At 71.9% G+C, this 19,430-nt stretch carries 17 protein-coding genes and 1 tRNA gene; 15 read left to right on the top strand and 3 right to left on the bottom strand.

Features of this window, described 5'->3' with window-relative positions; all coding sequences use genetic code 11:
• On the bottom strand, positions 1–986 hold a 986-nt coding region (locus ACFU7Y_RS19080), incomplete at its 3' end, for a phospholipid carrier-dependent glycosyltransferase (protein ID WP_380768932.1).
• A 106-nt stretch (positions 987–1,092) separates the two neighbouring features.
• Here ACFU7Y_RS19080 and rsmI point away from each other — a divergent pair.
• From rsmI to ACFU7Y_RS19045, 7 genes are all read left to right on the top strand, one after another.
• Positions 1,093–1,962 carry a 16S rRNA (cytidine(1402)-2'-O)-methyltransferase gene (gene rsmI, locus ACFU7Y_RS19075; protein WP_224282668.1) on the top strand — a complete coding sequence of 290 codons (870 nt, stop codon included), beginning with the start codon at positions 1,093–1,095 and terminating at the stop codon, positions 1,960–1,962.
• Between the two features lie 235 nt (positions 1,963–2,197).
• Entirely contained in the window at positions 2,198–2,623 is a 426-nt protein-coding gene (locus ACFU7Y_RS19070; protein ID WP_224282667.1) for a hypothetical protein, read from the top strand.
• An 86-nt stretch (positions 2,624–2,709) separates the two neighbouring features.
• Positions 2,710–4,332: a methionine--tRNA ligase gene (gene metG, locus ACFU7Y_RS19065; protein WP_224282666.1), complete on the top strand. Its 1,623-nt coding sequence runs from the start codon at positions 2,710–2,712 to the stop codon at positions 4,330–4,332.
• A gap of 1 nt (position 4,333) precedes the next feature.
• Complete coding sequence (locus tag ACFU7Y_RS19060) at positions 4,334–5,209, top strand: TatD family hydrolase (RefSeq protein ID WP_380768929.1); 876 nt, start codon at positions 4,334–4,336, stop codon at positions 5,207–5,209.
• Positions 5,210–5,298: 89 nt separating this feature from the next.
• Entirely contained in the window at positions 5,299–6,249 is a 951-nt protein-coding gene (gene rsmA, locus ACFU7Y_RS19055; protein WP_380768927.1) for a 16S rRNA (adenine(1518)-N(6)/adenine(1519)-N(6))-dimethyltransferase RsmA, read from the top strand.
• A complete protein-coding gene (locus tag ACFU7Y_RS19050; protein ID WP_380768925.1) occupies positions 6,246–7,163 on the top strand; it encodes a 4-(cytidine 5'-diphospho)-2-C-methyl-D-erythritol kinase in 918 nt (305 codons plus the stop codon). Before rsmA ends, ACFU7Y_RS19050 begins: the two co-directional genes overlap by 4 nt.
• A gap of 121 nt (positions 7,164–7,284) precedes the next feature.
• Positions 7,285–9,144 carry an ABC-F family ATP-binding cassette domain-containing protein gene (locus ACFU7Y_RS19045; protein WP_224285222.1) on the top strand — a complete coding sequence of 620 codons (1,860 nt, stop codon included), beginning with the start codon at positions 7,285–7,287 and terminating at the stop codon, positions 9,142–9,144.
• Positions 9,145–9,159: 15 nt separating this feature from the next.
• Here ACFU7Y_RS19045 and ACFU7Y_RS19040 read toward each other — a convergent pair whose 3' ends face one another.
• Positions 9,160–11,091: an FUSC family protein gene (locus tag ACFU7Y_RS19040; RefSeq protein WP_380768923.1), complete on the bottom strand. Its 1,932-nt coding sequence runs from the start codon at positions 11,089–11,091 to the stop codon at positions 9,160–9,162.
• Positions 11,092–11,482: 391 nt separating this feature from the next.
• Between ACFU7Y_RS19040 and ACFU7Y_RS19035 the strand changes: the two genes are divergently transcribed.
• The 6 genes from ACFU7Y_RS19035 to ACFU7Y_RS19010 all read left to right on the top strand — a co-directional run bounded on the left by ACFU7Y_RS19035 (position 11,483) and on the right by ACFU7Y_RS19010 (position 18,035).
• Positions 11,483–11,962 carry a hypothetical protein gene (locus ACFU7Y_RS19035; protein WP_224285057.1) on the top strand — a complete coding sequence of 160 codons (480 nt, stop codon included), beginning with the start codon at positions 11,483–11,485 and terminating at the stop codon, positions 11,960–11,962.
• Between the two features lie 44 nt (positions 11,963–12,006).
• The gene (locus ACFU7Y_RS19030; RefSeq protein ID WP_380768921.1) at positions 12,007–13,686 is read left to right on the top strand and encodes a hypothetical protein; all 1,680 of its coding nucleotides are present in this window, start codon (positions 12,007–12,009) and stop codon (positions 13,684–13,686) included.
• A 99-nt stretch (positions 13,687–13,785) separates the two neighbouring features.
• Entirely contained in the window at positions 13,786–15,183 is a 1,398-nt protein-coding gene (locus tag ACFU7Y_RS19025; RefSeq protein WP_224283055.1) for a S8 family serine peptidase, read from the top strand.
• A gap of 72 nt (positions 15,184–15,255) precedes the next feature.
• Complete coding sequence (locus tag ACFU7Y_RS19020; protein WP_380768919.1) at positions 15,256–15,585, top strand: S8 family serine peptidase; 330 nt, start codon at positions 15,256–15,258, stop codon at positions 15,583–15,585.
• Positions 15,582–16,553 (top strand): S8 family serine peptidase, encoded by a 972-nt coding sequence (locus ACFU7Y_RS19015; protein WP_380768918.1) that lies wholly within the window; start codon positions 15,582–15,584, stop codon positions 16,551–16,553. Before ACFU7Y_RS19020 ends, ACFU7Y_RS19015 begins: the two co-directional genes overlap by 4 nt.
• A gap of 147 nt (positions 16,554–16,700) precedes the next feature.
• Positions 16,701–18,035, top strand: coding sequence for an MFS transporter (locus tag ACFU7Y_RS19010; protein ID WP_224283057.1), 1,335 nt, complete (start codon positions 16,701–16,703; stop codon positions 18,033–18,035).
• Positions 18,036–18,047: 12 nt separating this feature from the next.
• Here the strand turns inward: ACFU7Y_RS19010 and ACFU7Y_RS19005 are convergent, their stop codons facing one another.
• Positions 18,048–18,644: a flavodoxin family protein gene (locus tag ACFU7Y_RS19005; RefSeq protein WP_380768916.1), complete on the bottom strand. Its 597-nt coding sequence runs from the start codon at positions 18,642–18,644 to the stop codon at positions 18,048–18,050.
• 166 nt (positions 18,645–18,810) lie between these two features.
• Between ACFU7Y_RS19005 and ACFU7Y_RS19000 the strand changes: the two genes are divergently transcribed.
• Together ACFU7Y_RS19000 and ACFU7Y_RS18995 are read left to right on the top strand one after the other, a co-directional pair.
• Positions 18,811–19,245 carry a helix-turn-helix domain-containing protein gene (locus ACFU7Y_RS19000; RefSeq protein ID WP_224283059.1) on the top strand — a complete coding sequence of 145 codons (435 nt, stop codon included), beginning with the start codon at positions 18,811–18,813 and terminating at the stop codon, positions 19,243–19,245.
• Positions 19,246–19,342: 97 nt separating this feature from the next.
• A tRNA-Thr gene (locus ACFU7Y_RS18995) sits at positions 19,343–19,418 on the top strand.
• The last annotated feature ends 12 nt before the right edge of the window (positions 19,419–19,430 follow it).

Genomic DNA, 19,430 nt, shown 5'->3' with positions numbered 1-19,430 from the left:
CCGACGTCCCAGAGCACGGTCAGCAGGCCGAAGGCCGCCATGACGTACAGGCCGCTCCACTTGGTGGCGCAGGTCAGGCCGACGCAGACGCCGGCCGCGATCCGGTACGGGCGCCAGCCCAGGTTCAGCCGCTGGGCGAGCTGCGGGTTCTCGATCCCGCCCAGCCTCCGGGCCAGCAGGGCCCGGGTGCGGTCGCGGTCCAGCAGCAGGAAGCCGAAGGCGGCGAGGGTCCAGAACATCACCACCAGGTCGAGCAGGGCCGCCCGGCTGAGCACCAGGTGCAGGCCGTCCACCGAGAGCAGCAGGCCCGCCACACAGCCGAGCAGCGTGGAGCGGAACATCCGGCGGGCGATCCGGGCCACCATCAGCACCGACAGGGTGCCGAGCAGGGCCACCGCGAACCGCCAGCCGAAGGGGTTCATGCCGAACAGCTGCTCGCCCGCGCCGATGATCCACTTGCCCACCGGCGGGTGCACCACGTACGAGGGCGTCGCCCGGTACGGGACGGCCGCGCCCGGCGTCATGATCGTGGTGTTGGCGTCCTCCGGCCAGCTGATCTCGTAGCCGCCGTGCCAGAGCGCGTAGGCGTCCTTGGCGTAGTACGTCTCGTCGAAGATGATCGCGTGCGGCTGCCCGAGGTTGGTGAACCGCAGGACGCCGGCGAACACCGCCACCGCGATCGGACCCAGCCAGCCGGCCCAGCGGCAGAGGAAGAACCACAGGCCCTGCGGCAGCGAGACGCCCATCCGCAGCAGTAGCGGCGACTGCGGCACGTCCCGGGGCGTCACCCGGGGGCCGTCCGGCATCGGCGGCGCCAGGCGCTCGGTGAGCGTCGCCGCGGGACGGGCGGTGTAGCCGTACCGGGCCAGGCGTTCGCGCCAGTCGGCGGGGCCGGTCCGTGGTGAGCGGGGGGACGGCAGACCGACGCCGCCGTACGCGGATCGGTCCGTACCAGTGGGCGTCTGCGCCGCCGTGTCGCCGTTCATCCGCCACATCGTAGGGGCGCTCCTCGCACGCGTGTCCGCTCCCTCGGAAGCTGCCCGAATCGTCACCAAAAGCCCTGGGCGCTCGGCAGCTGCAAGGATGGGGACCGTGACAGGAGTACTCGTTCTCGCAGGCACCCCCATCGGCGACGTCTCGGACGCCCCGCCCCGGCTGGTCAACGAACTGGCCACGGCGGACGTGATCGCGGCCGAGGACACCCGGCGGCTGCGCCGGCTCACCCAGGCGCTCGGGGTGACCCCGGCGGGACGGGTGGTCTCCTACTTCGAGGGCAACGAGGTCGGCCGCACCCCCGAACTGGTCGAGGCGCTGCTCGGCGGCGCCCGGGTGCTGCTGGTCACCGACGCCGGCATGCCCTCGGTCTCCGACCCCGGCTACCGGCTGGTCGCCGCCGCCGTGGCCGCCGACGTCAAGGTCACCGCGGTGCCCGGGCCCTCGGCGGTGCTCACCGCGCTCGCGCTGTCCGGCCTGCCGGTGGACCGCTTCACCTTCGAGGGCTTCCTGCCGCGCAAGAGCGGCGACCGGGCCCGGCAGCTCGCCTCGATCGCCGCCGAGCCGCGCACCATGGTCTTCTTCGAGGCGCCGCACCGGATCGCCGAGGCGCTGACGGCGATGGCCGAGGCGTTCGGGCCGGAGCGGCCGGCCGCCGTCTGCCGCGAGCTCACCAAGACCTACGAGGAGGTCAAGCGCGGGCCGATCGGCGAGCTCGCGGCCTGGGCGGCCGAAGGCGTCAAGGGCGAGATCACCGTCGTGGTCGCCGGCGCCCCGCCGGCCGCGCCGCAGGAACTGACCCCGGCCGAGCTGGCCCGGCTGGTGGCCGTCCGTGAGGAGGCCGGGGAGCGCCGAAAGGAGGCCATCGCGGCCGTCGCGGTGGAACTCTCGCTGCCCAAGCGGGAGGTTTTCGACGCGGTCGTGGCGGCGAAGAAGGAAAGCCTGGAGGGCGGTCCGGGAAAGGGGTGAACTCCGGGGCTTGCGTTGCTCACGGGGAGTCGTACCGTGGAGGGAAGGCCCCGGTAAACACCCGCTGAGCTGAAGTTTCGGTCGCGGTTCTCGGTCCTGGGAAGGCCCTTCGTATAGGGCTGCCCAACCCGCATCCAAGTCTTCACAAGTGGGGCATCGGCCGAGGCGGTCCGGGCATTTCCTGGAAGGGAAAGACCCAGCCGGACGAACGTCCGGCGGGCGCTGGGAGACGGCTATGAGCGATGTTGTCGGCAGCCCCCGCGGTGGCAATGCGCTGAGCACGGCAGGCCTGGCCGGCCGGCCGCACACTCCCGTCGAGACCGTACGGGAGGCCTACTCCTTCGCGTGCCTGCGCTGCGGGTACGGCTGGGAGCAGGCGTACGACATCGAGCACCACGTGGCCAGGGACGGGCACGTCGTGTTCGAGTACCACGCCAACGGCGGCCGGGTGCCGTCCCCGCTGCTCAAGCCGACCTGCCCGGGGTGCGGCGGCCACACCGTTCGGATCATGCGCGAGGGCCGGGTGGCCTCCGCGGACCAGCCGTGGCAGAACGCCCCCGGCTACCCGGCGCACGCCGAGCCGGCCGGGACGCCCCCGGTGGCCGAGCCCGTCCGGCCGCGCGGACGCTGGGCCCGGTTCTGGTCGCGGCTGCTGGGCTGACACCGGGGCGACGCAGGAGGGACCGCCCCCGGCCGGGAGACAACTCGGTCGAGGGCGGTCCGTGCGCCCGACTAAGCTTTCCGACCATGGCGGCCACTGCAGACCACAGCACCACCGGGGCGAGCGCCCCGGCGTACTACGTTTCCACCCCGATCTACTACGTCAACGATCGCCCGCACCTGGGCCACGCGTACACCACCGTGGCGGGCGACGTCCTCACCCGCTGGCACCGCCAGCGCGGCGAGAAGGTGTGGTACCTGACCGGCACCGACGAGCACGGTCAGAAGATCATGCGGACCGCCGAGGCGAACGGCGTCAGCCCGCAGGAGTGGTGCGACAAGCTGGTCGAGGAGGCCTGGAAGCCGCTCTGGGAGCACCTGGAGATCGCCAACGACGACTTCATCCGCACCACCGAGGAGCGGCACACCGCCCGGGTGCAGGAGTTCGTCCAGGACCTGTACGACAAGGGCGAGATCTACAAGGGCGGCTACTCCGGCCCGTACTGCGTCGGCTGCGAGGAGTTCAAGCTCCCGTCCGAGCTGCTCGACGGCGCGACCGCGGACGAGAAGCTCTGCACCGTGCACAAGCGGCCGGTCGAGTGGCTGGAGGAGGAGAACTACTTCTTCCGCCTCTCCGCCTACGGCCCGCAGCTGCTGGAGTTCTACGCGGCGAACCCGGACTTCATCCAGCCGGCCTCGGCCCGCAACGAGGTGCTGCGCTTCGTCGAGCAGGACCTCAAGGACCTCTCGATCTCCCGCTCCACCTTCGACTGGGGCGTGCCGCTGCCCTGGGACGAGAAGCACGTCCTCTACGTGTGGGTCGACGCGCTGCAGAACTACATCACCGCGGCCGGCTACGGCAGCGACCCGGAGCGCTTCGCCGAGCTGTGGCCCGCCTCCGTCCACCTGGTCGGCAAGGACATCCTGCGCTTCCACGCCGTCATCTGGCCCGCCATGCTGATGGCCGCCGGACTGCCGCTGCCCAAGCGGGTCGTGGCCAACGGCTGGCTGATGGTCGGCGGCGAGAAGATGTCCAAGTCCAACCTGACCGGCATCGCGCCCACCGACCTGACCTCGCACTTCGGGGTGGACGCGTACCGCTACTACTTCCTGCGGGCGATCCCGTTCGGCACCGACGGCTCGTTCTCCTGGGAGGACTTCACCGCCCGGTACACCTCCGAGCTGGCCAACGACTTCGGCAACCTGGCCTCCCGGGTCGCCGCGATGGTCGGCAAGTACTTCGACGGGGTGCTGCCCTCCGCCACCGCCGCGGGCGACGCCGAGCAGGCCGTGGCGGACGGGCTGACCAGGGCCGTCGAGACGGCCGACCGGAAGATCGGCGAGGAGCTGGACTTCGCCGGCGGCCTCGCGGCGATCTTCGAGTTCGTCAAGCAGGTCAACGGCTACCTCACCGAGCAGGAGCCCTGGAAGGTCGCCAAGGACGACTCGGCCGAGGGCCGGGCCCGCCTGGCCACCATCCTCTACACCGCCGCCGAGGCACTGCGCGCCACCGCCGTGCTGCTCAACCCGGTGATGCCGTCCACCGCCGAGAAGCTGTGGGCCTCGCTGGGCGCCGAGGCCGCCGGGCTGGGCGCGCTCTCCGCGCAGACCGTCGCCACCGTGGCCGACTGGGGCCGGCTGCCCGCCGGTGCCACCGTCACCAAGGGCGAGATCCTCTTCCCGCGCCTCGAAGAGAAGCCGACCGCCTGACATGGCCGCCAAGGACGACCGGTCGACCCCGCCGCCGCTGCCGGAACCCCTGGCGGTGGCGGTGGCCGACTCGCACACCCACCTGGACATGCAGTCCGGCACCCCGGCCGAGGGCCTGGCGAAGGCCGCCTCGGTCGGGGTCACCACGGTGGTCCAGGTGGGCTGTGACGTGCCCGGCTCGCGCTGGGCCGCCGAACTGGCGGCGCAGTACGAGCAGGTGCACGCGGCCGTCGCCCTGCACCCCAACGAGGCGCCGCGGATCTTCCTCGGCGACCCGGACGGCTGGTCCGGGCAGCAGCGGAAGGCCGGCGGCGCCGCCGCGCTGGACGAGGCGCTCGCCGAGATCGACCGGCTCGCCGCACTGCCGCAGGTGGTGGCGGTCGGCGAGACAGGCCTGGACTACTTCCGCACCGGGCCGGAGGGCGTGGAGATCCAGAAGGAGTCGTTCCGCCGCCACATCGAGATGGCCAAGCGGCACGGCAAGGCCCTGGTCATCCACGACCGGGACGCCCACGAGGACGTCATCGCCGTCCTGCTGGAGGAGGGCGCCCCGGAACGGACGGTCTTCCACTGCTACTCCGGCGACGCGGAGATGGCGAAGACCTGCGCCGAGAACGGCTGGTACCTCTCCTTCGCCGGTCCGGTCACCTTCAAGGCCAACCAGCCGCTGCGCGACGCCCTGCTCGCCACCCCGCCGGACCGGATCCTGGTCGAGACCGACGCCCCGTTCCTCACCCCGCACCCCTACCGCGGCCGCCCGAACGCCCCGTACCTGATCCCGGTCACGGTGCGCTCGATGGCCACCACCCTGGGGCTGGCCGAGGACGAGCTGTCCGCGGCCATCGCGGCGAACACCGCCCGGGCCTTCGGCTACTGAGCCCCACCTCCGGCCACTGAGCCGGATCGAGCGGTGCCCTTCGGATCGGCGAGTCCGGAGGGCACCTCCGGCGCCCGTATCCTTGGCGCGTGAGCACCACCGACCCCACCCCTGACAGCCGCCCCCAGCCTCCGGCCGGGGGGACCCCCTTGCTGGGCAGCGCCGACATCCGGGAGCTGGCGGCCGCGTTCGGCGTGAAGCCGACCAAGCAGCGCGGGCAGAACTTCGTCATCGACGGCAACACCGTGCGGCGGATCGTCCGCGCCGCCGAGGTGACGGAGCAGGACGCGGTGGTGGAGGTCGGGCCAGGGCTCGGCTCGCTCACGCTGGCGCTGCTGGAGGTGGCGCGGCACGTGACCGCGGTCGAGATCGACCCGGTGCTGGCGCAGCACCTGCCGGACACCGTCGCGGCCCGGATCCCGGGCAAGGCGGACTCGTTCGACCTGGTGTTCAGCGACGCCATGGAGGTCACCGAGCTGCCCGGGCCGGCGCCCACCGCGCTGGTCGCCAACCTCCCGTACAACGTCGCGGTGCCCGTCCTGCTGCACATGCTGGCGACCTTCCCCAGCATCGAGCGGACCCTGGTGATGGTGCAGAGCGAGGTCGCCGACCGGCTCGCCGCCAAGCCGGGCAACAAGGTGTACGGAGTCCCGTCGGTCAAGGCCAACTGGTACGCCGACGTGAAGCGGGCCGGCGCCATCGGGCGGAACGTGTTCTGGCCCGCCCCCAACGTCGACTCCGGGCTGGTCTCGCTGATCCGCCGCGAGCCGCCGAAGACCAGCGCCAGCCGCGAGGAGGTGTTCGCGGTGGTCGACGCCGCGTTCGCCCAGCGGCGCAAGACCCTGCGCGCCGCGCTGGCCGGCTGGGCGGGCTCCGCCGCCGGGGCCGAGCAGGCGCTCGCGGCGGCCGGCATCGACCACAAGCTGCGCGGCGAGATGCTGACGGTGGAGCAGTTCGCCGCGATCGCCGAGCACAAGCCCGCCGGGCACACGACCGTCGAGCACAGGCCCGCCGGGCACACGACCGGGGAGTCCGCGTGATCACCGTACGGGTGCCGGCCAAGGTCAACGTCCAGCTGGGGGTCGGCGGGCTGCGCGCCGACGGCTTCCACGACCTGGCCAACGTCTTCTTCGCCGTCGCCCTCGGGGACGAGGTCACCGCCGCCGCCGGGGAGGGCGTGACGCTGAGCTGCTCCGGGCCGGACGCCGCCGTCGTCCCGCTGGACGACAGCAACCTCGCCGCCCGCGCCGCCCGGCTGCTCGCCGCCCACCACGGCATCGCCGACCCGGGCGTGCACCTGCACATCGCCAAGGCCATCCCGGTGGCCGGCGGGATGGCCGGCGGCAGCGCCGGCGGCGCTGCCGCACTGGTCGCCTGCGACGCGCTCTGGCAGCTGGACACCCCGCTTCCGGTGCTGCTGGAGCTGGCCGCCGAACTCGGCTCCGACGTGCCGTTCGCCCTGCTCGGCGGCGTCGCACTGGGCCGCGGCCGGGGCGAGATCCTGGAGCCGCTGGCCGTCGAGGGCACCTTCCACTGGGTCTTCGCGGTCGCCGAGGGCGGCCTGTCCACCCCCGCCGTGTTCCGCGAGTGCGACCGGCTGCGCGAGGAGGCCGGCACCGGCTCCAGCGACACCGACGTCCCCACCCCGGACGCCGACCCGGCGCTGCTCGCCGCGCTCGCCCAGGGCGATGTCGTCGCCCTGGCCGCCGCGCTCGCCAACGACCTCCAGCCCGCCGCGCTCTCGCTGCGCCCCGCGCTCGCCGCCACCCTGCGGGCCGGCACCGAGGCGGGCGCGCTCGGGGCGCTCGTCTCCGGCTCCGGGCCGACCTGCGCCTTCCTGGTCAAGGACGCCGAGGCCGCCGCCGTGGTGGCCGAAGCGCTGAGGGCCTCCGGCACCTGCCGGACCGCGCACGCCACCCACGGGCCGGTGCCGGGGGCCTCCGTCGCGGGCTGACGCGGTGAAGGTGCCGCGGCGGGCCCATTAGGCTGGAGAGATCGGGGTGTCCCCGAGAGGGGTGCCCGGCCGTCGAGCAGTGGGCCGCCCCGCGACCGCCGAACCCAGGAGCGCAGCACACGTGGCCGTCAACCTCGCCACCATCGAGTCCGTCACGAAGGTCTACGGCACCCGCACCCTGCTGGACGCGGTCAGCCTGGGCGTCAGCGAGGGCGACCGGATCGGCGTCGTCGGCCGCAACGGCGACGGCAAGACCACCCTGATCCGGATGCTCGCCAAGCTGGAGGAGCCGGACGGCGGCCGGATCACCCACTCCGGCGGGCTGCAGATGGCCGTCCTCACCCAGCACGACTCGCTCGACCCCGAGGCCACCATCCGGCACGAGGTGATCGCCGACCGGGCCGACCACGAGTGGCTCGGCGACGCCCGCATCCGCGACATCATCGAGGGCCTCTTCGGCGGCCTCGACCTGCCCGGCTTCGCCGACGGCCTGGACACCGTCATCGGCCCGCTCTCCGGTGGTGAGCGCCGCCGGATCGCCCTCGCCAAGCTGCTGCTCGGCTCGCCCGACCTGGTCGTCCTCGACGAGCCCACCAACCACCTCGACGTCGAGGGCATCAACTGGCTCGCCGCGCACCTCCAGAAGCGCCGCTCGGCGCTGGTCTGCGTCACCCACGACCGCTGGTTCCTCGACCAGGTCTGCACCCGGATGTGGGACGTCCAGCACGGCGAGGTGCACGAGTACGAGGGTGGCTACTCGGACTACGTCTTCGCCCGCGCCGAGCGCTCCCGGATCGAGGCCGTCGAGGAGCAGAAGCGCCAGAACATGGCCCGCAAGGAGCTGGCCTGGCTGCGCCGCGGCGCCCCCGCCCGCACCTCCAAGCCGCGCTACCGGATCGAGGCCGCCAACGCCCTGATCGCGGACGTGCCGGAGCCGCGCGACAAGTCCGAGCTGATGAAGTTCGCCAACGCGCGGCTCGGGAAGACGGTCTTCGACCTGGAGGGCGTGACCGTCAAGGCCGGCCCGAAGCTGCTGCTGGAGAACGTCACCTGGCAGCTCGGCCCCGGCGACCGGATCGGTCTGCTCGGCGTCAACGGCGCCGGCAAGACCTCGCTGCTGCGCGCCCTGCGCGACGCGTACGCCTCGGAGGGCGACGTCCAGCCGGCGTCGGGCGTCATCAAGGTCGGCAAGACCGTGCGGCTGGCCTACCTGTCGCAGGAGGTTGCCGAGCTGGACCCGGCGACCCGGGTGCTCCAGGCCGTCGAGCAGGTCCGCTCACGGGTCGACCTCGGCAAGGGCCGGGAGATGAGCGCCGGCCAGCTGTGCGAGCAGTTCGGCTTCGGCAAGGACAAGCAGTGGACGCCGGTCGGCGACCTCTCCGGTGGCGAGCGGCGCCGGCTCCAGCTGCTGCGGCTGCTGATGGACGAGCCCAACGTGCTGTTCCTGGACGAGCCCACCAACGACCTGGACATCGAGACGCTCAACCAGCTGGAGGACCTGCTCGACGGCTGGCCCGGCTCGATGATCGTCATCAGCCACGACCGCTTCTTCATCGAGCGCACCACGGACACCGTCCAGGCGCTGCTCGGCGACAAGAAGATGCGGATGCTGCCGAACGGCGTGGACGAGTACCTGGAGCGCCGGGCCCGGATGGCCGCCGCCGCGGTACCCGCTGCCGCTCCGGCCGCGTCGGCTGCTTCGGGCGCGTCGGGCGTCTCGGGCACCTCCGGCGCTTCGGCTGCCGAGGGCGTTGCTCCTGCGCTGTCCGGCGGGGACCTGCGGGCGGCGAAGAAGGAGATGCAGAAGCTTGAGCGGCAGATCGCCAAGCTGGACGAGAAGGAGTCCAAGCTGCACACCCAACTCGCCGAGCACGCCGCCGACTTCTCCAAGGTCGCGGAGCTGGACACGCAGCTGCGCGCGGTCCGGGAGGAGAAGGAGGAGCTGGAGATGAGCTGGCTGGAGCTGGCCGAGCAGGTCTGAGCCGGGTCAGCCGGGTCAGCCGGTGCGGAGGAGCGTTTCGAGCTCCTCCGCCGCACGGCCCAGTGCGCTGCGCGTCGGGTCGTGCGGGGCGGTCGGACCGGCCGCCGGGTTCGTCGGCGGGCGGTGCGCCCGGGCGGCGGCGGTCAGCTCGTCCAGCGCCTGCCGCACCCGGTCGACCTCGGCCGGGTCCGGCACCCGACCGCCGTACCGGATCTGCGCCGCGAAGGCCGCCACCGCGCCGCCCAGCCGCTCCAGCGCCGCCGTCGCCGGCAGCCACCGCTCGGCCAGCCGGCCGGTGGGCGGGGGCTCGGCCAGCCCCTGCTGCACCTCCCGGCGGGCGTCCGCCAGCGACCGGTAGGCCGCACGGCGCAGCCACACCTGGGCGTTGCCGTTCCGGAGGACGGAGTCGAGGTAGGCCCGCAGCGCCGTCGCCGCGTCGACCAGCTTTGGCTCGATCCGGTGGCGCGGGCGCTCCGGCCACAGCAGGTAGCCGAAAAGCAGGACGACCGCGCTGGCCAGCACGGTGTCCAGGACCCGGGGCCGGAACTCGGCGGCGCTGCTCTGCCCGCCCAGCTGGAGCAGGACCAGTGCCATCGGCGTCATCACCACGGTGTTCAGCCCGTAGTGCGCCGCCGTGGCGTACGGGAGCAGGGCCACGCAGAGGGCGGCCATCGCGGTCAGCGCCCACTCGTCGGTGGTGACCACGAGCAGCGCCGCGGTCACGGCCACTCCGAGCACCGTGCCGACCGAGCGGCTCACCGCGCGCAGGAACACCGAGCCGAGGTCCGGCTTCAGCACGAAGGCGATCGTCATCGGCACCCAGTAGCTCTTGCTGAGCGGGTAGTTGGCGGTGACCGCCGAACCGGCAGCGATGCACAGCGCGACCCGCAGCCCGTACCGGACCGAACCCCGGGACAGCAGCCGCGCCCGCAGCCGCCAGGGGTCCGGCGGCGGAGCGGGGGCGGTGCCGAGCCGGGTGTCGCGGCCGGCCACGGTGTCGGCGGCGGCGCGCAGCGCCACGTCCAGGGCCTGTCGCGAAGGGGTGTCGGGCCGCCAGTTCGGGACGGCGACCTCGCCGCCGCCCTGCCGCACGGCGGCCGCCAGCCGGTTCGGGACCTCGGCCACCTCCGGCGGGACCGGGCGGCGGGCCCACAGCAGGCCGGTCGCCGCCTCGGTGGCGGCGAGGGCGGCCTCGTACATCCGGCCGCGGCGGTCCTGGCGGTCCCGGTGGTCTTTGTGGTCCCGGCGGTCGCTGTGGTCCTGACGGTCCCGGTGGCTCGTGCCGAGGAGGTCCTGGAGCTGGTTCAGACGGGCCGTCAGCACCTGGCGCGAGGCGGCCGCCCGCGGGCCGCCCAGGTCGGCGAGCGTGCGGCCGAGCGCGTCGTACGCGGCGGCCAGCGCCCGGTTGCGCGGATCCGCGGCGGGCCGGTTCGGCGCCCCCGCCGGCAACCCGAGCAGCACCACGAACGCGGCCCCGACCGGAAGCATCGGCGCCGCCGCCCACCACGGCTGCGGCAGCGGCATCCCACTGCCCAGCGCGGCCGACACCAGCAGCAGCATCCCGGCTGCCGAACCGCGCGGACCGGTCGCGCTCAGCGCACCGGAGGCGAAGGCGGTCAGCGTCAGCGCGACACCCAGGACGAGGCCGTCCGCGTCGGCGTGCTGGAGGGCGGTGCCGATCAGCATGCCGAGCGCGGAGGCGAGGACGGCCGTCCCGATCCGGGCGGCCCGAAGCCGGCCCGGCTCGACCCGGTCGTTCATCGTCGCGTGCATAGCCCCGAGCCCGGCGAACACCCCCAGGTCCAGCCGGTGCGCCAGCAGCCCCACCGCCAACGGCACCGCCATGCCCACCGCCGCCCGCGCCATCAGCGCCACCGGAACCGGCGGCCGTGCGGGCCGCGCAGCACGGGCCCACCAGGGGGAAGGGGAGGCGTCGGAGGAGCTCACGCGGTCACGTCCGTTCTGCGGCCTTGGGTCGCTGCTGTGCGACATTGCGCGGCAGATGGGGCGTACCGGGTCAGTCTACCCAGGGCCGCGGTGACGGTTCGTACGTGTCAAGTTCGTACCGATCGCGTACGGGCGGGCCAAGGGCCCTGCCGGTCCGACAGGGGTGGTGGCTACGATGACGGAGGCGGAAACCGTCCACAGGGCGGGCGGTGCACCGACCAGGACGGTACGACCCAGAAGTTGACGGTGTGTTTGCGGCCCGGAGCCGCCCGGGGACGGCCCGGGCGCGACCGGCCGTACGGGGGAGAGGTGAACTGCTGTGGCAGAAGGTAACGGGAACGGGTCGGAGACTCCTGCACCGGCGAACCCTTCGGGGGATGCGACGCCGTTCATGCTGGAGCAGAAGCTTCCGTGGCCTTTTGGGGGGATCAACATCGCCCCCATCATCAGTACCGTGCAGACGAACGTCAGCGCCGCTGCCCTGGTGGCGGCCTTCGGTAAGCACGACGTCGAGGTCGAACTCGGGACGCTCAGGAACTTCGCGGCGCAGGTCGAGGCGACGCTCGCCGCGATGGAAGGTTCAGCGGCCGGGCCGTACAAGCTCCAGGAGCAGAAGCTGACGGGCAAGAGCTTCGCGAGTGCGGAGTTCGCCGAAGCGACGGCCCTGACCACCGCCTACGAGAAAGCCCACACCCAGCTCGTCAAGCTCCACAAGGACCTCATGTCGCAGATCGACGCGATGAAGGAAGCGGTCATGAACTCGGCGGGCAGGTACTCGACCAACGAGGAACACACGACCGCCGCCCAGAACGCGATCGCGAAGGGTGCGGGTGTGCCGGCGGCCGGGCCGGGAGCCTCCGGCTCCCTCTGATGAGGGTCGGCCGAGACAGTTCACGGGGAGACGGGGAATAGACAGTGGCAGAGGGAACGAACTTCGAACAGATCGACCATGCAGCGCTCAAGGGCATGGTCGACGGCACCAACCCCGCGTTGGTACTGGACCGTGGCAACAAGCTTCAGGACGCCGGCCGTGTTCTGCAGGAACTGAGCCAGGCGCTGACGGCGCACGTCGGCAAGGTTACCTGGGGAGGTGAGGCCGGCGAGAGCTTCAAGACCTGGGTCAGGAACCTGCAGCAGTCGGCCGACTTGCTGGGCAAGTACTCGGCCGGTGCGGGTGAGATCATGCAGCACGCGGGCGCGGCACTCAGCCTTGCCAAATCCGCCGTGCCGGATGTGCCGACCTGTGACATCACCACCGTGAATACGCGTCAGCGCCAGGCTCCGCCCGACGCCGCGGCCTATACGTCGGCCAACTTCACGCCTGAAGGCCCGACCGCCGCGAATCTCGACTCGATCATGAAGAAGCGAAACCCCGGGACGTGGGTCACCGCGACCGATGCCGATGCCGCTTCGCAGCGTGTCTACAAGGCGCACCAGGAAGCCATCCACCAGTTGGAGAAGCTGGGGCAGGCCTATGCCGCGGCCGCGACGGCGCTGAACGGGCTCGGCACCGACTTGGCTCTGCCGGGGACGCCTGCGCCGTCGAATCAGAACGACTCCAAGGCAATCTCCCGAGATGGCGGGAGCGGTGGCGGTGCCGGCTCCGGCGGTTCTGTCCGCAACCCGCGTTCGGGGGGCAGCGTCGGCGGCGGGCCCAACCCGGGCGGCGGCGAGAGCTACGGCGGAGGGAAGATCCTGCCCCGTGACCCGGGCTCGGGTGGCCCCGGCCCGTTCAACCCGGGCAACACCCCACCGCCGCACGGTGGCGGGGGCCAGCTGCCGCCCGCGCCGCAGGACCTGGGGACCTCGACCCCGCCGTCCTACCCGTCGGACCCGGTCAACCGTCCGGGCACCGACCTCAACAGCCTGCCCCCCGCGCCGACCCTGCCCACCCAGACCGGCCCGTACGGCCCCGGCAGCGGCCAGCTGCCCATGGACGGACCGACCGCCCTTCCCGGCCACCCGAACGGGCCGAGTGGCCCGAACACCGGACCCGGCGTCCCCGGTGGCGGCCCGGTTCCGGGCTTCCCCGCCGGAACGGGCGGTGGCACCGTCCCGACCAAGGGCGGTGGCAGCGGGTTCGTCCCCAGCAAGGGCGGCGGCCAGATCCCGCCGCGTACGACCCCGTTCGGCGGTGGCCCGGGGCAGGGAAGGAGCGGCACCCCGGGGCTGCCCAGCGGGACGGTCTTCGGTGCGCGCGAGGCAGGGCCGGGCGGCGGCCGGGTCGGTGGGCCCGGCGGCATGGGCGGCGGCATGCACCCCGGCATGGGCGGCGCTCATGGTGGCGCGGTCGGGGCCGGTGGCGGCTCGCGTGGCCGGGGCCTGGCCTCGACCACCGGCGGGACGGTCGGCGGTCGCAAGGGGCCGACCGCGAGCGGGGAGTTCACGCCCGGTGGTACCGGCCTGCGCAACCGCGCGGCGGGTGCTGCCGAGGGCGGTGCGCAGTCCAGGCAGAACGGCATGATGGCCCCCGGGACGGCGGGCCACGGTGGCCGGAACGAGCGCGACCGCCGCAAGCGGGCCGACTACCTGCACGAGGACGAGGAGACCTGGACGAGCGGTACGCCGCACAGCAACCCGGACGTGATTGAGTAGGACGGCAATGACTGCCCGGCCACTGGGCTTCCCCAGTGGCCGGGCAGGCTTGTTCGGGGCGCGCTTCCCGGTCGACGGATAGATTGACGAGGAGTTGTGATGGGGCGGACGAACGCGCGAGCGCGTTGGCGGGTTGCTGCTGCGGCGCTTCTGGCGGCGGGAATCGTGGTTGGCCCGGTCGCAGCACCCGCGGTCGCGGACGGCTCGATTCGCGAAAAGCAGTGGCATCTGGATTCCATGCGCGCATCGGAGATGTGGAAGGTTTCCAAGGGGCAGGGGATCACGGTTGCCGTCATCGACGGTGGTTTCAAGCTGGATCATCCGGATCTCGTGGGGCAATTTTTGCCGGGTAAAGACTTCAGTGGCGGATCCGGTGGGGTAGGGGCCTATGCTGATGGCCACGGAACCGAGATGTCCAGCTTGATCGCTGGAACCGGTAAGAGCGTTGGCGGGACAGGCGCTTACGGCCTGGCCCCGGGTGTGAAGATTCTTCCGCTTAAGATCAATAATGGGTCTGTCTCGGCGGCTCTTCCGTCCGACTTCCTTTCTCAGGTCGGCCAGGCGGTAAATTATGCGGTTGACCAGGGCGCAAAGGTAATCAATATCTCGCAGGGTATGGATGCCGCCAGGTTCTCATCGGAGGATGTGGGAAGCCTGACCCGAATCCTCGCGGGGGCAAGGTCCAAGGGGGTTCTGGTGGTTGCGAGCGTTGGGAACGAGGCGCAGGCGGGGAATCCGGTGTCGTATCCGGGTGGGTTGCCCAACGTTGTCGGTGTCGGAGCTGTCGATCACGGAGCTACAGTGACCGCGGAATCCGAGAAGGGTCCGCAGGTGGTCCTTGCTGCTCCCGGCATGGATATCGTTGCGGCCTGCACTGCGGATACCGGATATTGTCAGAGTCACGGGACATCGGATGCTGCCGCCCTGGTATCGGCCTCGGCTGCGTTGGTTTGGTCGGTGCATCAGGACTGGACCGCGAATCAGGTTTTGCGGGTCCTCATCAATACGGCGGGAAAGCCGCAGGACGGGTCTGTTCGCAACGATCTCATCGGTTATGGCGCTGTGCGTCCGCGTATCGCGTTGACGGATCCTGGGGATCCTGGTCCGGCGAACGTGTCGCCGCTTCCAGCTGACGCGGCTACGCCGTCGGCGGCTCCGTCGCCTTCGGCGAGCGCGTCAGCTCCCGCGTCTTCGGCGCCGAGCCCGGTTGGGAGCCCGACCGATGTGGCAGCGGGCGCGCCGTCGGCGCAGCCGGTGGCGGAGAAGCCGTCGGGTTCGAGCAGCACGTTGCCGATCGTGGCGGGTGTGGCGGCCGGGCTGGTGTTGATGGCCGGTGTGGTGTTCGCCGTGGTGCGGCATCGGCGGAAGTCGGCCGAGCAGCCTGAGGCGGCCCAGGTGCCGCCGGTGCCGTCGCAGCAGTCGATGGGGGCGGTGCCGCCGCCTCCGCCGTCGTATCAGCCGCCGGTGCCGCCGGGAGACAACCCGTACGCGAGGTAGTTCAAGTTGTTGGGGGATCGCAGGATGTGGGCTCGTCGGTTCGCGGCCATTGGGGCTGTGAGCCTGTGTGTGGTGGGGACTGCGACGACGCCGGCTGTAGCCGAAGACACGATTCGGCAGCAGCAGTGGCATCTGGAGGCGATGCACGCCTCGGAGATGTGGAAGGTCACCAAGGGACAGGGCGTCACTGTCGCGGTCATCGACAGCGGGTTCAAACTGGATCACCCCGACCTGGAGGGGCAGTTCCTGCCGGGCAAGGACTTCAGTGGGAGCCCCGGTGGTGTGGGGACCTTCGCGGACGGCCATGGTACGGGTATGTCCAGCCTCATCGCTGGGACCGGCAAGGGAACGCGGGGACGGGGGCACTGGGTCTGGCTCCTGGCGTCAAGATCCTCCCGTTGAAGATCAACACTGGAAAAGTCGAGTCGCTCGTTTCAACCGACTTCCTGGATCAGATCGGTCAGGCCGTCAATTACGCTGTTGACCAAGATGCAAAGGTTATCAACATTTCACAAGGGATCGGTGCGGTAACGGCTTTCCCGGCGGATGTGGCGAAATTTAACGGGGTCATCGCGGCGGCCAGGGGGAAGGGGGTTTTGATATTTGCCGCCGTCGGAAACGAAGCCGAGAAGGGGAATCCGGTCGAGTACCCTGGCGCGCTCCCCGGGGTGGTTGGCGTCGGAGCTTCGGATCGAAATGCCACTGTTACGGCGGAGTCCGAACGTGGCCCGCAAGTGGTATTTGTCGCGCCTGGCATGGACATGATCGCGGCCTGCACCTCGTCCACGGGCTACTGCAAGAGTCACGGGACGTCTGACTCGACCGCCATGGTGTCGGCCTCGGCGGCATTGGTGTGGTCGTTGCACCCGGACTGGACGGGGAATCAGATCCTGCGGGTGCTCATCAATACCGCGGGGAAGGCGAATGACGGGTCCGGTCGCAATGACCTCATCGGCTACGGCGCGGTGCGGCCGCGTATTGCACTGACGGACCCGGGCGACCCCGGTCCGGCGAACGTGTCGCCGCTTCCGGCCGACGTGGCTACGCCGTCGGCGGCCCTGTCCCCTGCAGCGAGTGCGCCTGCTTCCGTGTCGGCGGCACCGACTCCCGCCGAGAGCCCGACCGATGTGGCGGTTGCTCCGCCGTCGGCCCAGCCGAAGGCGGACGGGGCGTCGGGTTCGAGCATAACGCTGCCGATCGTGGCAGGTGTGGTGGCCGGGCTGGTGCTGCTGGCCGGTGCGGTGTTCGCCGTGGTGTGGCGTCGGCGGAAGCCGGTCGTACAGCCGGCGGTTCACGTCCCGCCGCTTCCTCCGCCTCCGCCGTCGTACCAGCCGCCGGTGCCGCCGGAGGAGAACCCGTACGCGAGGTAGTCGCGTCCGCGAGCCGATGACATGTGTGGGGGCGTCAGGGGGGCCTGGCGCCCTCGCGCATGTCGGGGGCGTGGGGCGGCGTTTGTGCGCCTCGGTCACTCGGGTGGCGGATGGTGGGGGTGGGGCGGGGTGGCGAGGGTTGGTGGTATGGATGCGGAGGGTGCTTGGCAGGTCGGGCAGGTGCGGCGGGCGGCGGCTGCGGCGCTGATCGGGACGGCGATCGAGTTCTACGACTTCTTCATTTACGGGACGGCGGCCGCGTTGGTGTTCGGGCCGGTGTTCTTTCCCGGGCTGGGCACGGTGGGGGCGCTGTTGGCGGCGTTCTCGGTGTACGCGGTGGCGTTCCTGGCCCGGCCGGTGGGGGCGGTGGTGTTCGGGCACTTCGGGGACCGGGTGGGGCGGAAGGCGACGCTGGTGGTGTCGTTGCTGCTGATGGGGCTGGCGACGGCGGCGGTGGGGCTGTTGCCGGGGTTCGGGGTGTGGGGGTGGTGGGCGCCGGCGGCGCTGGTGGTGCTGCGGGTGTGTCAGGGCGTCGGGTTGGGCGGCGAGTGGGGCGGGGCGGCGCTGCTGATCGCGGAGAACGCGCCGCCCGGGCGGCGGGGCCGGTACGGGGGGTTTCTGCAACTGGGGCCGACGATCGGGTTCGTGCTGGCGAACGGGGTGTTCCTGGCGCTTCAACTCGGCCTGGACGAAGGGGCGTTCCGTGCGTGGGGCTGGCGGGTGCCGTTCCTGGCCTCGTTCGTCATGGTCGTGGTGGGGCTGTTCGTCCGGTTGCGGGTCGAGGAGTCGCCGCTGTTCCGGACGGAGGAGCGCCGGGAGCGGCTGCCGGTGCTGGAGGTGCTGCGCGAGCACTGGCGCCCGGTGTTGGCCGGCAGCGGGGCGATCACCGTGGGGTACGCGCTGTTCTACCTGACCACGACGTACGCGCTGGCGTACGCGACCACCGGGCTCGGGGTGGCGAGCACGCTGGTGCTGTCGATGCTGCTGGCCGGCGCGGTGGGCATGGCCGTGACGGTGTGGCTGAGCGCCTCGCACAGTGACCGGTGGGGGCGGCGGCGGACCCTGGGGTGGGCGACGGGCCTGGCCGCGGTCTGGTCGCTGGTGTTGTTCCCGCTGCTGGAGACGGTGAGCCGGCCGCTCATGTTCGGTGCGCTGGCGGGGGCGATGGTGGTGCTGGGCTGCCTGTTCGGGCCGCTGGCGGCGTTCCTGCCGGAGCTGTTCCCGACCCGGGTGCGCTACACGGGCGCGGCGCTGACGTACAACCTGGGCGGGGTGGTCGGCGGGGCGACGACGCCGTTGGTGGCCACCCGGCTGACCGCGGCGTACGGGACGGCGCAGCCGGTGGGCTGGTACCTGGCGGTGCTGGGCGTGCTGGCCCTGGCGTGCCTGCGGATGCTGCCGGAGAACACCGGTGCGGAGCTCGGGTCGGTGGACGGCGGACGCCGCCGGGCGCCCCGGCTGGGGGCGGACCCGGCGGCGTAGGTGTGCGGGGGTTCAGCCGGCCAGTGCGGCGCGGCCGGCGAGCACGACGGCGGTGTGCCGGGCGACGCGCTCGCCCAGGTGCTCGGCGGTGGCGATGTCGGCCTTGTGGACGGCCTCCGGGCCGGCGTCGGACGGGGACGAGGCGGCGGCACCGTTGAAGAAGCCGAGCCGGTTGAGGTCGTTCTCGGAGGCGGTGGTGGCGTTCCAGCCGGGCTTGAGGCCGAGGTTGACCCAGCTCATGCCGTGCTGGGCGGCGAGGGTCTGGAAGAAGGCGAGGGTGCTCGCCTTGTCGCCGCTCTTGGACGCGGAGTTGGTGAAGCCGGCCGCGACCTTGTCCTTCCAGGCGTCGGTGAACCAGCGCTTGCTGGTGGCCTCGGCGAAGACGTGGAAGGCGCCGGAGGCGGTGCCCATGTAGGTGGGGGAGCCGAAGACGATCGCGTCGGCGGCGTCCAGCTGGGCCCACTGCTCCTCGGTGATGGTGTCGACGGCGATCGGGAGGACCTCGGCACCTGCGGCGGCGGCGCCACGGGCGACGGCCTCGGCTATCACGGCGGTGTGGCCGTAGCCGGAGTGGTAGGCGAGGGCGACGGTCGGACGGATGGCGGTCATGCGGGACTCCAGGGGGACGGGCGTGGGCCGGCGGGCGGGCAGGGTCTGGACGGGGCCGGCGCACAGCGGTGGTCCGCGGCCCCGACCTCGATCGGTCTCCAATATAGACCAGGTCTCTGTTGGTTACCAAGGCTGGATTGGAGACCTTGGGGGCTACCCTGGATCCATGACGACGGAGGAAGCGGCCCGGGTGCGGGCCGGACAGCCCGCGGAGCGGGAAGTGCCGGACGGGCAGGAGTACGACGTGTTCGCCCGGCTCTGCCCCAGTCGCGACGTGTTCGCCGAGCTGGCCGACAAGTGGTCGATGCTGATCCTGATGAGCCTCCTCGGGTGCGGGCCGCAGCGCTTCTCCGAACTCCAGCGCGGGGTCGGCGGGGTCAGCCGCAAGATGCTCACCCAGTCACTGCGCAACCTGGAGCGCAGCGGCCTGGTGCTCCGTACGGTCTTTCCGGAGACGCCGCCGCGGGTGGTCTACGACCTGCTGCCGCTCGGCCGCGAGCTGGCCGAGCTGCTCGCGCCGGTCGGCCGGTGGACGGAGCGCCACGCAGGCCGGATGGTGGCGGCCCGCGAGGAGTTCGACGCGGCGCACGCCGAGGGCTGAGAGTGCGGGAGCGGGCGGACGGGGGTCGATTTCCCTTCCGGGCCCGGGGCCGTGTAATGTCTTCCTTGTTCGACCGGCCCGGTGAAAAGCCCGGCAAGCCCCTATAGCTCAGTCGGTAGAGCGTCTCCATGGTAAGGAGAAGGTCTGCGGTTCGATTCCGCATGGGGGCTCCATCGAAAGACCCC

It is taken from the genome of Kitasatospora sp. NPDC057542 (genome assembly GCF_042801945.1).
Lineage (GTDB): Bacteria > Actinomycetota > Actinomycetes > Streptomycetales > Streptomycetaceae > Kitasatospora.
The sequence above is the reverse complement of the archived record's forward strand: the minus strand, read 5'-3'. Positions and strand labels throughout refer to the sequence as shown.